Here is a 14,373-nt window from a genome sequence, read left to right as displayed (position 1 = left end):
CCCGTAATTGTCTACGACAAAACATGAAATTAATTTCATACATTTTCTCAATTAGATTAAATTAATCGAGAAATATCATAAGATTCTGTTAATTTTTACAATTGAAATAGCTATTTGCAATAAATGTATTACACGATAAAAGATTGCCCAATCTTTTAATATTTCATTCCAATTTAAAAAGAAAATGTATTTGCAATGAATTTTTATTTTTAATATAATTTAACTCATCATAGGAAAAGACGATGAGAAAGAGTAGTACATTTGTAAACCGTGTTTAGAGAGTCTGTGGATGGTGCAAACAGAAGATGGAGCAAATGGAATGGACTTTTGAGTTAGCTTTATGAACGTTAGTAGTAAAGTTCGAATCCTTCACGTTACGGAGGCAAAGTGGTTGAGTATTCAACAAACTGGGTGGTACCGCGGATTTAAGCATCATTCGTCCCATTACGTAATCGTAATGACGTATGATGCTTTTTATTTTGTATAAAAATTGGAGGGTTTATCGTGAAAAACATTTTCTCAGGGGTTCAACCAACAGGAGTTATTACTTTAGGAAATTATATCGGAGCATTTATGCAATTCCCTGCTCTACAGGATGAAGGTCGTACAGTTTATTGTATCGTTGATGAACATGCAATAACAGTTCCTCAAGATCCAGATGAGCTTAGCAATAACATTCGCACCCTTGCCGCAACTTATCTAGCCACTGGAATCGATCCAGAAAAATCAATCTTATTTATCCAATCTGAAGTCCCTGCCCATGCACAAGCAGGCTGGATTTTGCAATGTGTAGCAAGCATTGGAGAATTAGAGCGTATGACTCAATTTAAAGATAAATCCAATGGGAAAGAATCTGTATCAGCAGGTTTATTAACATACCCACCATTAATGGCAGCAGATATCTTATTATACAATACTCACGTTGTTCCAGTTGGCGATGATCAAAAACAACATATTGAATTAACTCGCGATCTTGCAGAACGATTTAACAAACGCTATGGTGAAGTTTTCGTTATCCCGGAAATTCAACTTCCTAAAGCGGGTGCTCGCATTAAATCATTGCAAGAGCCAACGAAAAAAATGAGTAAATCTGATACGAATACAAAAGCAACAATTCGTTTCTTAGACACACCAAAACAAATTGAAAAGAAAATCAAATCTGCTGTTACAGATTCAGATGGAATTGTAGCATACGATGAAGTGAATAAACCTGGTGTTTCGAATCTATTAACAATAGAATCAGCCGTAACAGGACAAACAATTGATGCCCTTGTTAAAAAATACGATGGTCTTGGCTATGGTGCTTTCAAAGAAGGTGTAGCAACAAGCTTAATCGAACATTTAACACCAATTCAAGCACGATTTAATGAGCTAATCGATTCTCCAGAGCTTGACCAAATACTGGATGAAGGTGCCGAAAAAGCAAACGAAATTGCTCAAAGTACTCTTAAGAAAATGGAGAGCGCGATGGGATTAGGTCGAAAACGACGATAAATAAAACCGTCAATGAAATAATCGCCATATACAATTCATGTGTCCCAAGTATAAATGACCAAACCGCTGACCATGAATAGCCAAGTGTACGGTAATTTAAATACAATATTAAATTTCCAATGGACATTACACTTAATCCATAGAAAAATAAGAAAATTAATAACCGTAATAAAATAAGTATCATCCTTTACTATGTATAGGTTCGTCTAAAGCATTGAGAAAAGCTTGACTCATTTTTAAACAAAAAGAAAAAGTTCCTTAATCTATCATATAAAAAAGCCTTTAGCGTTATGCTAAAGGCTTTTTAAACAATATTTATAAAAATTTTATTCTTCAAATTTTTTCATTAATAAGCTAGCGTTATGACCACCAAAGCCTAATGAATTGCTCATTGCATACTCAATACTTGCTTCACGAGCAACACCAGGTACGTAATCAAGATCACATTCAGGATCTGGATTAGTAAGATTTGTTGTTGGAGGTAAAATACTTTCTTTTAGTGCTAATGCTGTAAAGATTGCTTCGACACCACCGGCAGCACCTAGTAGATGGCCTGTCATCGATTTTGTTGAACTCATTGCTAACTTGTATGCATGGTCTCCAAAAACGGATTTAACTGCTTGTGTTTCATATAAATCATTATACGGTGTACTAGTACCGTGAGCATTAATATACCCTACTAAAGATGGATCAACACCACCATCATTTAATGCTTGTTGGATAGCACGTGCTGCACCTTCACCGTTTGGAGCTGGAGCAGTAATATGATATGCATCACCTGTTGAACCGTAACCAACGATTTCAGCATAGATTTTTGCACCGCGCGCTTTAGCAAATTCATATTCTTCAATAACTAATACGCCGGCACCTTCTCCGATAACGAAACCATCACGATTTGCATCAAATGGACGTGAAGCAGTTGCTGGGTCTTGATTTAGAGATAATGCAGTACTTGAGCAAAAACCTGCAACAGCCATATTCACAATTGGTGCTTCTGCTCCACCAGTAATCATAGCGTCTGCATCCCCACGTTGAATTACTTTAAATGCATCACCAATAGAGTTTGTTCCTGAGGCACAAGCAGTAACCGTACATGAATTAATACCTTTTGCCCCTAAATAAATCGATACTTGACCTGACGCCATATCTGGAATCATCATCGGAACGAAGAAAGGACTTACTCGGCGTGCTCCACGTTCTTGGAAGGTTACAAATTGATTTTCATATGTTTCCATACCACCAATACCTGAACCAATCCATACACCTATACGGTTTGCATTTGCTTCTGTAATTTCTAAATTAGCATCCTTCACTGCCATCATAGCTGAAGCAAGGGCATAATGTGTAAAGCGGTCCATTTTTCTTGCTTCTTTGCGTTCTATATACTGTTCAATATCAAAATCTTTAACTTCCGCAGCTACTTTTGCTGGGAACTTTTCAGCGTCAATTCTTGTTAAGGGCCCTACTCCAGATTTACCAGCTTTCACGTTTGCCCACGTTTCTTCCGCTGAATTACCTAGAGGTGTAACTGCGCCAACACCAGTTATGACTACTCTACGTTTCATAATCTATTTTCCCCCTAAATATTTTACATTAATTTTAAATTACTATATTTGTTTCTATTAAATCAATTATTTTCCCCATTTTATGACAGCTGCGCCCCAAGTTAGACCACCGCCAAAGCCTACTAATACAACAATATCGTCTTCTTTAATTTTACCAGCTTCTAATTCATCGGATAATGCTATACCAATAGAAGCACTTGATGTATTTCCATATTTATGAATACGTTTCGATAATTTTTCCTCAGGTAATTCTAAACGTTCACGAGAAGCTTCCATAATACGTATATTCGCTTGATGTGGAACTAAGAAGTCAACATCTTCTTTTGTTAAGCCTGCTTTTTCAATTACTGATACTGCAGATTCTCCCATTTGACGAACTGCGAATTTAAATACTTCACGTCCATTCATACTAATGTAACGATCGTCATTTAAAAATAAATGTTTGCCACCAGTACCGTCAGCACCTAATTCAAAGGATAATATACCGCGACCTTCAGATACTTTACCGATAACTGCTGCAGTAGCTCCATCTCCAAACAATACTGCAGTATTACGGTCATTCCAATCCGTTACTTTTGAAAGCTTTTCAACACCAACAATTAATACATAATCATAAGCATTACTTTCAACAAATTGTTTAGCAGTTGCAAGGGCATAAATAAAACCAGAGCAAGCAGCAGAAACGTCCATTGCAGCAGCATTTTTCGCTTCAAGTTTTTCTTGGATTTGACATGCTACACTTGGAAATGCACGGTCAGGAGTCACTGTTGCTACTAGTATTAACCCCACCTGATCTGCTGTTATTTCAGCTGATTTTAAAGCTTTTTGAGCTGCTTTATATGCTAAATCAGAAGTTTCTTCACCTTCTGCAATTCTTCTTTCTTCAATACCTGTTCTCGTACGTATCCATTCATCATTTGTATCTATTGTTTTTTCTAGATCAAAATTTGTGATTACTTTATCTGGAACGTATTTAGAAATGCTAATTATTCCTGCGTTCATTTACTTTCCCCCTTAAATTAAAACCATTCCTTTATGACTTGCATTTAGTACTTGGTCATAATTATAGCTCACATTTTTTATAACTACAACTGTAATATTTGTTAAAATGTAAAATGCGTATTGTTATTTATTTGTGTCGTGTGGTATGATATTTTAGGGTAAAATAGAAATAATATATCTAATAATGTTCGTTAGAGGTGAAAATGATGCAATATATCATGACATTTATCTGGTCATTCCTATTAGTAACAATGTTGAACTATGTTGTTAGTTCAGTATTAGGTGCTCACTTTGATTTTGTAACTGGTGCAATTATCTCAGTTGTGTTCTCTATCATAATTTTAATCATGACTGCAATTATTCCAAATGAACCAACTCCAGATGCAGAACATCACTAATTATAAGTACAATAATTAATTCCCGCGCTATAGCAGTGCGGGATTTTTTCTTTGGACTACTAAAAACAACGCACAAATGTAATCTTTAGCATTTGTGCGTTGTTCTATTAATGAAAAAAATTATTTAGTCACAAGTAATTCCTGATTTTTCATTGTAACGTTTAATGTATCCCCAGGAACGACATCTCCCTTTAACAACTCTCTTGCAACTGCTGTTTCAACATGTCTTTGAATAAATCTCTTTAAAGGTCTTGCACCAAATTGCGGATCAACACCATGTTCCACGACCCATTCTACGACAGATTCGTCAACCTTCAGCTCAATCTCTTGTTCTGCAATACGTGTTTTTAATTGCTCAATATACTTCCATGTGATCGCTGTAAAATGATCGGAACTTAATGCATGGAACATAATAATATCATCAACTCGGTTTAATAATTCTGGTTTGAAGTGAAGGCGCAATTCTGTCATGACTAATTCTTCAGCTGTATCTTTTTGTTCAAGCAAATATTGTGAGCCAATATTAGACGTCATAATAATTACCGTATTTGAAAAGTTTACAAGTCTTCCTTGGCTATCTGTAATTCGACCATCATCTAAAATTTGCAATAGAATATTAGCCACATCTGGATGAGCCTTTTCAATTTCATCAAGTAAAATCACAGAGTAAGGGTTTCTTCTTACACTTTCTGTTAATTGTCCACCTTCTTCATAACCGATGTAACCTGGTGGCGCACCAACAAGTCTTGAAACACTATGTTTTTCCATATACTCACTCATATCAATTCGTATGAAGTGCTCTTCTGAATCAAATAATTGGGCGGCTAATGCCTTAGCAAGCTCTGTTTTCCCTACCCCTGTAGGTCCTAAGAAGATAAATGATCCGATTGGCCGATTTGGATCTTGAATTCCTGCTCGAGCACGCCAAACTGCTTCAGTAACAAGCTGAACAGCTGTATCCTGACCAACAACACGCTCATGAAGAGTATCCTTTAGTCTTAATAGCTTCTCCCTCTCACCTTCAACAAGTTTTGTCACCGGTATGCCAGTCCATCTTGAAATAATGGAAGCAATTTCATCAGCCGTTACTTCTTCACGCAATATTCTTGTTTCAGAGCCTTGTTTCATTTCTTCTTCTAAGGTTGCTAGTTCCTTTTCTAATGCGGGAATTTTACCATGACGTAATTCAGCTGCTTTATTTAAGTCATATTTACTTTCAGCATCCTCTAATTCTCTACGGTATCGATCCAATTGCTCACGCTTATGTTGAATCGTTTGTAATCCTTGTTTTTCAAACTCCCATTGTTCTTTCATTGTTTGCTGTTTAGATTTTAATGATTGCAATTCTTCTTTTAATGCTTCTAGACGTTTTTTGCTCGCATCATCCTTCTCTTTCGTTAATGCTTGCTCTTCTATTTCTAGTTGCATCACTCGTCTTGTCACCATATCCAATTCCTGTGGCATAGAATCGATTTCTGTTCGAATCATGGCACAGGCTTCGTCTATTAAATCAATAGCTTTATCAGGTAAGAAGCGATCTGTTATATACCGATTTGAAAGCTGGGCAGCTGCGATAATTGCCCGGTCGTGTATACGAACACCATGATGTAATTCAAATCGCTCTTTTAAACCACGTAAAATCGAAACAGTATCTTCTATTGATGGCTCACGAACTAATACTTGTTGGAATCGACGTTCTAAAGCGGGATCTTTTTCAATATACATACGGTATTCGTCCAGTGTAGTCGCTCCAATACAATGAAGCTCTCCACGTGCTAACATCGGCTTTAACATATTCCCAGCGTCCATAGCACCGTCAGTTTTTCCAGCTCCTACGATTGTATGAATTTCATCAATAAATAAAATAATACGACCTTCTGATTCCTTCACTTCTTTTAATACACCTTTTAAACGTTCTTCAAATTGTCCACGGTAGCTGGCACCAGCAATTAATGCACTCATGTCTAGTTCGTATAGTACGCAATCCTTTAAGCCTTCTGGGACGTCTTTTCGTACAATTCGCTGAGCTAATCCTTCTACAATGGCTGTTTTTCCTACACCAGGCTCACCAATTAAAACCGGATTATTTTTTGTTTTTCTAGATAAAATTCGTATCACATTGCGGATTTCTTCATCACGTCCTATGACCGGATCCATCTTTCCTTTTTTAACTTCTTCTATTAAATTACGACCAAATTGCTCCAATGGTTTTCGATTATCTTGTTGTTGAAATTGCATTTTTTTCACCTCAATTTTATATCTAAATTATATCCCATGAAAATTTGACCTTTATTGACTATTCCCATTATAGGTTGAATCATTGGATACTTCAAGAAATTGCCATGTGATTTTATTTTATTTCACTGTAAAAAATCACCAATATGTCACATATTTCCTCTTAAATTCAAACATAAAGGTTATACAATATCAACGTAGAGTGGCGAAATTAACCATTAAATTTTTCACATATACATTAGACGTTTATGTTATCATTGCAATGTAGTATTTTATATATATCATTTAGTTCGTGTTCTTTTTATTATTTTTTTGATGACGATTTTAATTTATTCATAAGCAATTTAAGGAAGTGATACATTTGGTCGTTTTAGATAATTCCCCATTGAATTTCCATCGTTTATTCGAAAATAACGGGCAATTTTTTAAAGTTGATAAAGGGAATCATATATTTCAAGAAGGCGAAATGGCTCATGATATTTTTTTAATTAAAGAGGGCAAAGTTCAAATTAGTAAAGAACAAGAAAGCGGTAAGGAATTAACAATTCGGATTTGTGGCAAAGGCAGCATTCTTGGAGAAACTACATTATTTAGTCAAATTGGCTCCCATTCAACATCTGCTATCGCATTAAGCCAAACTGAAATTTTCTCATTAAGTAAAAGTGATTTAGAGTTGTTGTTAACAGAACAACCCGCTTTACTCATCGAATATTTAAAGTGGCTTCAAAATGAGAACATTAAAAACCAAAGTTTGATTCGTGATTTGGTAATGAACGGAAAAAAAGGTGCACTTTATTCAACTTTAATTCGTTTGTCCAATACTTACGGTGAAATAACGGATGATAATAAAATTTTCATTAATTTTAATCTAACAAACACTGAACTTGCTAACCTCTGCTCGACAAGTCGTGAAATGGTCAATCGTATGTTAAACGATTTAAGAAAACAAAACGTACTTTCAATCGATAAGGGATATATTACAATTCATGATTTGAACTATTTAAAAACTGAAATATGCTGTGATAATTGTCCAATTGAAATTTGTAGGATTGATTAAGTTTAGTTTTTGGAGATTTAAGCTAAGAAAGTGATTTGAGCTTATGAAATATATAATTTGGAACTTTTTCTAGGGAAAGTTCCTTTTTTCTTGTGGAAATTTTATCATAGGTGAACCTTCGTAACAGAAAGTGACCATTCTCACAAAACATATTTTTGGAGCACTTTCCCTATCGAAAGTGCTCTTTTCATAAAACTAGTTTTTCATTCAAGTACTTTTACAACCACCAAATAAAATTCCTTATCAACGTACCCTCACTTTTAATTGCAACTAAAATATAAAAAGAGGCTAACCCAAAAGAATCCTATTGGGCTAACCTTTTCTTAAATTAATTATAGAGATTATCGAATCCCTAGAGCCATTTTTGCATATCTTGACATCATATCTTTATTCCAAACTGGTTGCCAAACGATGTTAACGTCCACTTTTTTTACTTCTGGTAAGTCACTAAGAGCAGTGTTTACTTGATCCACAATGACTGGGCCAAGTGGACATCCCATGGAAGTTAATGTCATCGTAACAGTACATAGACCCTCTTCATCTAAATCGACATCATATACTAACCCTAAGTTCACTATATCAATCCCTAATTCAGGGTCAATTACATTTTCTAAAGCACCTAAAATGCTATCTTTTAAATCTTGATCAATTGCCATATCAGTTTCCCCTTTCCTTATAGTGTTTATTGTATCATATTAAAAATGATACATGACATGGAAAACAATTTCAAAAACCACGATTCTTCAATACTTCTTTTTAGTTATATTATATTCAGGAAGCACATAATATATCTGTTCATTATGTTTACTTAAACATACCGTGACAACGTTTGAAATATTCCTTATAGTAAATACTTTGACTAAAGTTTCCATTTAGATATAAAATTTAAAGAATACAGAAAGGAGTTTTCCTTTATGGAGAAACATTTAATTGTGTTAGATTTAGACGGTACTTTGTTGACAGATACACAGACGATTTCTGAAAAAACAAAGCAAACGATTATGAAGGCAAAGGAAGCAGGTCACCAGGTGATGATTGCAACAGGTAGACCATTCCGAGCAAGCCAGCTTTACTATAACGAGCTCATGTTAACTACACCGATTGTCAACTTCAATGGTGCACTTGTACACCATCCTAAAAATAAATCCTTTAAACTCGTTCATTCGCCAATGGATATTGGTGTTGTGCATGATGTTGTTGATTCTGTTGACAAATTTCAATATAAAAATTTAATCGCAGAAGTAATGGATAATGTTTTTATTCATACAGAAGATCAATCAATGATGAATATTTTTAAAATGGGTGATCCAGATGTAACAATTGGGAATTTAAGAGGAAATTTAAATGAAGACCCAACGAGCTTACTTATTCATGCGAATGAAGAAAATGTTCCAAGTATACGTAAACATTTAGAAGATGTCCATGCAGAACTAATCGATCATCGTCGTTGGGGGGCACCATTCCATATTGTTGAAATTGTAAAAAAAGGTCTAAATAAAGCGGTTGGTATTTCACTTGTTGCAAAGGAATTAAACATCCCACGAGATCGTATTATCGCTTTTGGTGATGAAGATAATGATTTAGAAATGATCGACTACGCTGGTATTGGCGTTGCAATGGCAAATGGCATCGATCAGTTAAAAAGCATCGCCAATGAAGTAACATTAAGTAATAACGAAGATGGCATTGCAAATGTACTTATAGAAAGATTAAAATTGAACTAGTAAAAAGGATAGGAAAATACTAGTATTTCTTATTTAAACAACATAAACTATCAAAAAAGCCATTGAATTTAAAAACAACATATAAAGGGGGTCATACTTTTGAAAATTTTTGCAGATAGTGCTAGTGATTTACCAAAGAAATATTTTGAAGATCATGAAGTCGAGCTTTTGACATTACGTGTAAATCTAAATGACGAACAATACCGAGACATTTTAGATATCGACTCAATTAAAGTATATGATGCAATGCGGAACGGCGTATCACCAAAGACATCCCAAGTATCGCCAGAAGATTTTTTAAAAGCATTCGAACAACTTGCCAAAGACAATGAAGAAGGACTTTATATCGCCTTCTCTTCAAACTTGTCTGGTACATACAGCACTGCCGTCATGATTGCAACACAGCTTAAAGAACAATATCCAGATTTTAAGTTAAAAATTATTGATTCAAAATGTGCTTCATTAGGATATGGATTACTAGTAAAAGAAGCTGTATCTTTACGTGATCAAGGATTATCACTTGATGAGATTACATCACGTATTGAGTATTTAGCGAAGCATATGACACATTTATTTACTGTTGAAAAACTTGATTATTTAGCAGCGGGTGGTCGAATTTCAAAATCTAGTGCTTTCATCGGTGGATTATTAAGTATTAAACCGATTTTACATGTAGAGGATGGAAAGCTGATTCCACTTGAAAAAATACGAGGTCGCAAAAAAGCAATACATCGTATTATTGAATTAATGGAAGAACGCGGTGGCGATTTTTCAAATAAAATAGTCGGAATCAGTCATGGAGATGACTTAGCATTTGCTGAGGAAGTTAAATCTTTGATCGAAGAAAAGTTACATCCAAAAGCATTTGATATTACTTTAATCGGTTCATCGATTGGCGCACATGCTGGTCCGGGTACAATTGCAATTTTCTTCCCTGATCGAGAATATCAGCAACAATAAAAAAGAGTTGTCCGAAATGACCCATTTTAGAGTGGATCATACTAAGGACAACTCTTTTTATTATTTTTTCTTATGTGCAATAGGTTTTTCTGATATGAGTTCTATTTCATGTAATCCTGTCCCATTACCATAGTCGATACTATAATTTTTCACTCTTTTATTAACAGGTACAATTTCATAACGGAATTGCATTGGAATGACGACTGCCATATCCTCCATGTATTCCTGAAATGCACCAAATTGCTGTGCTCTATAAACTGGGTTAAATGCTTGAGGTGAATCGATATTTTTTATTGTATTCTCTAAAAATTCTGACGTAAATCGAGTTAAATTATATGGGTCACTCGCTCCATATAATCCAGCTGGTGAAGGATTAGTTCCCGTTCCCCATGCTCCCATAAACATATCAATTTCAGGATCATCTGCTTCAATTTTTTCATAGAAGGAATTAAATTCGATTAATCGATCCGTTGATAATGTAACGTTTAAACCGACATCTCTCCAGTTCTGTAAATAATAAGAGATAATATCTTCCTGAGTCGTATCACCAGACATGGCAGCGAGCTTTATTTCTAATTGATTGCCTTCTCGATCTTCCCTCATACCATCACCGTCGACATCAATATATCCTGCAGAGTCTAATAATGCATTTGCTTTTTTCGGATTATAGTAATATCCTCTCAATGACGAATCATGGAAGGATGAAAATATTGGTGGTATTAATGAGTTTGCTCGTTCTCTTAAATTGTCATAAAACACTTCCGAGACACCCTCTATATCTAACGCATATGCCATTGCCTGTCGCAATCGTTTATCGCCCATTTTTGATCCCTCTAAATCTGTAACTACAGAATTTTTTGTAGAATCAAATGTACCTACTTTAAATCCAAGGTAAGAATAATACAGCTCAGATCTACCAAGAACGGTTATATTTTCATAATCCTTTATTTCAGGCATTTTCGTTGCATTGAAATGAAAGACAATGTCAAATTCTCCTGATCCAATTGCAACAGAAATAGTGCTTGAAGGTACAACCTGCACAATAACCCCATCAAGCTTTGGCTCGCCTTTCCAATAGTGCTCATTTTTCACAAATTGAACGGATTCACCTGGCACAATTTTATCAAATTTAAAAGGTCCAAGTGTCACAGGATTTTTTCTAACAGCATCAGATTCCATTAAATCCTTTACAGGAATATCGCCTATTTGATGAGAAGGAACCGCATATGTCCATAAACCATCACCACCGGAAAAAATGGCAGGTGATAATTGATGAAAATGGATTTCCATTGTATGTTCATCTATTTTTTTAATACCAGAAATTTTATCGGCAAGTCCATCATGATAATCCTCAGCACCAACAATGTTTTTAAAGGCTGAGTTATACCGGACTCCTGTATAATCCTGATGGCCAATAATCTCATACGGTAAAATAAGGTCTTCAATTTTCAACGGCTCACCATCAGACCACTTTACCTCTTCACGAATTTTAATCGTTACTTTATTATTTACCTGGTCAACAACCATGGAAGCAATTCCATCATTCGTTATTAGAAAATCTCCACTTACTTCAAAAATAGAATTTGAAGCAAAGCTCATAATATCTGAATCAAAACCATCTTCATTTAGCTCAGCTAAAAATACTCCTTTAAAAGGCTCGTCCTTAACTAGGGCAACTTTTAACATTCCACCTTTAATCGGTGTACCTTCGTTTGATACAGATAAATCAAATAAAGTATTTTCCTCTTTCTCTGCTTTTGCATTTTTCAATGGCTCATTATTTTCTTTTACAACAGGAACCATTTCGTCAACCTCAGCAGTTAACGTTGTCCCATTACAGCCTGCTAAAACTAATAATAGGGATAATATGAAAAATACGAACCTACTATGTTTTTTCATAACATTCCTCCAATAATTTCATGAATGATTGAACAGTTTCTAATCTTCTCTTTATTAGCATTAACATTTTTACTAGTTTTAAGTACAAAAGTAGATTAAAAATGGTTTCTCATCATGTGAAGGAAATATATATTGTTTAGCCTAAGCGTTGTTGAGCGTCAGCCGAACGTCTAAGCGCTTGTCCAACATAGTTAATCCCGAGCATCATAAATAATATAAATAAAGATGCTGGCAACCAAAGCCACCAATATTCTTGAATGATTAACGGGTTATTGGCATAGCTGACCAAAGTTCCGAGTGACGGTGTTGTTGGCGGAAGACCAAATCCTAAATAGGTTAGACCAGTCTCAATACCAACATTTCCTGCAAAATTTAAAGTAAGTTCAACGATTAAAATTGAACTTAAATTTGGTACAATTTCACGAAAAATAATGATTAAGTCATTTGTGCCAAGGGTTTTTGAAGCTAAAACGTAATCTCGTTTACTTTCAGACAAAGCCTTTGAACGGACAACCCTTGCAGTGCCTGTCCATAAAAATAAGCTCATAATCAAGATAAAAGAGAAAATCGTGTACTTAGGGATGATTGTAATGAACACAATGATTAACATTAGGGATGGAATCGTGACAAAGAAATCAATAATTCTCATGACGATTTGATCGATCCAACCACCGAAATACCCACAAACGAGCCCTATAATTACCCCGAAGCAGCCCGTTATAAACGTAATAGCAATCGCAATTCCTAACGAATTTCTAGCACCGATAATCAGTTGTCCAAGTATATCTCGTCCCCCTGAATCAGCACCAAGGAGAAAGTTTTCCCCTGGTGGTGCAAATCGATCCTTTAAACTAACCCGCATTAACGATTCTTGATCAATAAAGAGTGACCACACAAATACAACTGAAATCACCACAATCATTGCAATTAATGAGAATAATGCAAGCCTATCTTTCTTAAACTCTCTCATAATGACTTCCATTCCTGTAGGAGTTGAGTTTATAACATCAGCATTATCCTTTTGTCTATTTGTTATACTTACCATGTTTTCACCTTCTTTTAATGGAATGGACGTTATTCGATTCTAATCCGTGGATCTACGATGCTCATTATAATATCTGACAGAAGACTTCCTAATAAAGTTAAAAAGCCATATAGCATTACAAGTGCAGTAATTACGCTATAGTCCCTTGAAGTGATAGACGAAATAAAGAGTTGTCCCATTCCTGGATAGCCAAAAATTGTTTCAATAAAAATGGAACCTCCTAATAATCCAGTGATCGTAAAACCAAAAAAAGCCGCAATTGGAAGCAATGAATTTCGGAATATATGCTTTGAGTAAACCTTTCTCATCGGAATTCCTTTACTTCTTGCCGTGCGAACATAGTCCATTGACTTTGCATCGATTATTTCTGAACGTAAATATTGAATGATGCCCGTTGTCCCTAGAAGTGCATAGGTGATAGCTGGAAGAATAAGATGGTAAAATTTACTCCAAAAAAATTCAATTGTCCCTTCCTCCTGCTCGATATCGACACTTCCACTCGTTGGAAACCAATCGAGCGTATAGCCAAATAAATATAAAAATAATAATGCTAATACAAAGGTTGGAATGGCATAGGTGACAAAACTATATAAAATAATCGTTTTATCTATTCTGGAATTTTGATAGCGTCCAGCTAAAATTCCAAGAGGTATGGCAATAGCATATAGGAGAATAACACTTAAAAAGGAAAGCCAAAATGTATTCAATGCCCTTTCTCCAATGAGATCTCCAACATCTCGTTGATAAGTATAGCTACTACCTAAATCCCCTTTAATAGCATTGGAAATCCATCGAATATATTGAATATGCAATGGATCATTTAATCCTGCTTCTTCTCTTAATTCTTCAAGTCTATTCGGATCCGTTTGCGGAGTTATTAATCCGGTAAAGGGGTCCCCAGGCATAAATTTTGCTAATATAAACACGAGAATACTTAATAGAAAAAGTTGAGGAATCATGATGATGATTCTTCTTATAATTGTTTTCCACATAT

Annotated in this window: 12 protein-coding genes and 1 other annotated feature; of the genes, 5 read left to right on the top strand and 7 right to left on the bottom strand. The window is 35.1% G+C overall.

What is annotated here, in order from left to right:
* Positions 1 to 233: 233 nt before the first annotated feature.
* Positions 234 to 447 (top strand) — a binding site (T-box leader).
* Positions 448 to 504: 57 nt separating this feature from the next.
* On the top strand, positions 505 to 1,494 hold the full coding sequence (gene trpS, locus CD30_RS10545; protein WP_036176488.1) for a tryptophan--tRNA ligase: 990 nt from the start codon (positions 505 to 507) through the stop codon (positions 1,492 to 1,494).
* Positions 1,495 to 1,820: 326 nt separating this feature from the next.
* On the opposite strand, the gene fabF is transcribed toward trpS, so the two are convergent.
* On the bottom strand, positions 1,821 to 3,062 hold the full coding sequence (gene fabF, locus CD30_RS10540; protein WP_036176480.1) for a beta-ketoacyl-ACP synthase II: 1,242 nt from the start codon (positions 3,060 to 3,062) through the stop codon (positions 1,821 to 1,823).
* A gap of 63 nt (positions 3,063 to 3,125) precedes the next feature.
* Positions 3,126 to 4,061, bottom strand: a complete 936-nt coding sequence (locus CD30_RS10535; protein ID WP_036176477.1) for a beta-ketoacyl-ACP synthase III — start codon at positions 4,059 to 4,061, stop codon at positions 3,126 to 3,128.
* Positions 4,062 to 4,267: 206 nt separating this feature from the next.
* Here CD30_RS10535 and CD30_RS10530 point away from each other — a divergent pair, with 206 nt between their 5' ends.
* Positions 4,268 to 4,459, top strand: a complete 192-nt coding sequence (locus CD30_RS10530) for a YjzD family protein (RefSeq protein WP_036176465.1) — start codon at positions 4,268 to 4,270, stop codon at positions 4,457 to 4,459.
* Positions 4,460 to 4,579: 120 nt separating this feature from the next.
* On the opposite strand, the gene CD30_RS10525 is transcribed toward CD30_RS10530, so the two are convergent.
* Positions 4,580 to 6,697 (bottom strand): ATP-dependent Clp protease ATP-binding subunit, encoded by a 2,118-nt coding sequence (locus CD30_RS10525; RefSeq protein WP_084077810.1) that lies wholly within the window; start codon positions 6,695 to 6,697, stop codon positions 4,580 to 4,582.
* Positions 6,698 to 7,055: 358 nt separating this feature from the next.
* On the opposite strand from CD30_RS10525, the gene CD30_RS10520 reads away from it, so the two are divergent.
* Complete coding sequence (locus tag CD30_RS10520) at positions 7,056 to 7,751, top strand: Crp/Fnr family transcriptional regulator (RefSeq protein ID WP_084077808.1); 696 nt, start codon at positions 7,056 to 7,058, stop codon at positions 7,749 to 7,751.
* Between the two features lie 341 nt (positions 7,752 to 8,092).
* Here the strand turns inward: CD30_RS10520 and CD30_RS10515 are convergent, their stop codons facing one another.
* A complete protein-coding gene (locus CD30_RS10515) occupies positions 8,093 to 8,401 on the bottom strand; it encodes a metal-sulfur cluster assembly factor (RefSeq protein WP_170933655.1) in 309 nt (102 codons plus the stop codon).
* 264 nt (positions 8,402 to 8,665) lie between these two features.
* Between CD30_RS10515 and CD30_RS10510 the strand changes: the two genes are divergently transcribed.
* Entirely contained in the window at positions 8,666 to 9,475 is an 810-nt protein-coding gene (locus CD30_RS10510) for a Cof-type HAD-IIB family hydrolase (RefSeq protein WP_036176459.1), read from the top strand.
* A 99-nt stretch (positions 9,476 to 9,574) separates the two neighbouring features.
* Positions 9,575 to 10,435 (top strand): DegV family protein, encoded by an 861-nt coding sequence (locus tag CD30_RS10505; protein WP_036176456.1) that lies wholly within the window; start codon positions 9,575 to 9,577, stop codon positions 10,433 to 10,435.
* A 60-nt stretch (positions 10,436 to 10,495) separates the two neighbouring features.
* Here the strand turns inward: CD30_RS10505 and CD30_RS10500 are convergent, their stop codons facing one another.
* The 3 genes from CD30_RS10500 to opp4B all read right to left on the bottom strand — a co-directional run bounded on the left by CD30_RS10500 (position 10,496) and on the right by opp4B (position 14,371).
* Complete coding sequence (locus CD30_RS10500; protein ID WP_036176454.1) at positions 10,496 to 12,334, bottom strand: oligopeptide ABC transporter substrate-binding protein; 1,839 nt, start codon at positions 12,332 to 12,334, stop codon at positions 10,496 to 10,498.
* A 136-nt stretch (positions 12,335 to 12,470) separates the two neighbouring features.
* Entirely contained in the window at positions 12,471 to 13,379 is a 909-nt protein-coding gene (locus CD30_RS10495) for an ABC transporter permease (protein ID WP_036176452.1), read from the bottom strand.
* Between the two features lie 29 nt (positions 13,380 to 13,408).
* Complete coding sequence (gene opp4B / locus CD30_RS10490) at positions 13,409 to 14,371, bottom strand: oligopeptide ABC transporter permease (protein WP_036176450.1); 963 nt, start codon at positions 14,369 to 14,371, stop codon at positions 13,409 to 13,411.
* Positions 14,372 to 14,373: the final 2 nt, after the last annotated feature.

Source organism: Ureibacillus massiliensis 4400831 = CIP 108448 = CCUG 49529 (assembly GCF_000772965.1).
Taxonomy (GTDB): Bacteria; Bacillota; Bacilli; order Bacillales_A; family Planococcaceae; genus Ureibacillus; species Ureibacillus massiliensis.
This window is presented reverse-complemented; position numbering and strand designations above follow the sequence as displayed.

Excerpts from the sequence above, each read along its gene's own strand:
- CD30_RS10535 (WP_036176477.1), bottom strand. The coding sequence starts at position 4,061 with ATGAACGCAGGAATAATTAGCATTTCTAAATACGTTCCAGATAAAGTA.
- CD30_RS10530 (WP_036176465.1), top strand. The coding sequence starts at position 4,268 with ATGCAATATATCATGACATTTATCTGGTCATTCCTATTAGTAACAATG.
- CD30_RS10525 (WP_084077810.1), bottom strand. The coding sequence starts at position 6,697 with ATGCAATTTCAACAACAAGATAATCGAAAACCATTGGAGCAATTTGGT.
- CD30_RS10510 (WP_036176459.1), top strand. The coding sequence starts at position 8,666 with ATGGAGAAACATTTAATTGTGTTAGATTTAGACGGTACTTTGTTGACA.
- CD30_RS10500 (WP_036176454.1), bottom strand. The coding sequence starts at position 12,334 with ATGAAAAAACATAGTAGGTTCGTATTTTTCATATTATCCCTATTATTA.
- CD30_RS10495 (WP_036176452.1), bottom strand. The coding sequence starts at position 13,379 with ATGGTAAGTATAACAAATAGACAAAAGGATAATGCTGATGTTATAAAC.
- opp4B (WP_036176450.1), bottom strand. The coding sequence starts at position 14,371 with ATGTGGAAAACAATTATAAGAAGAATCATCATCATGATTCCTCAACTT.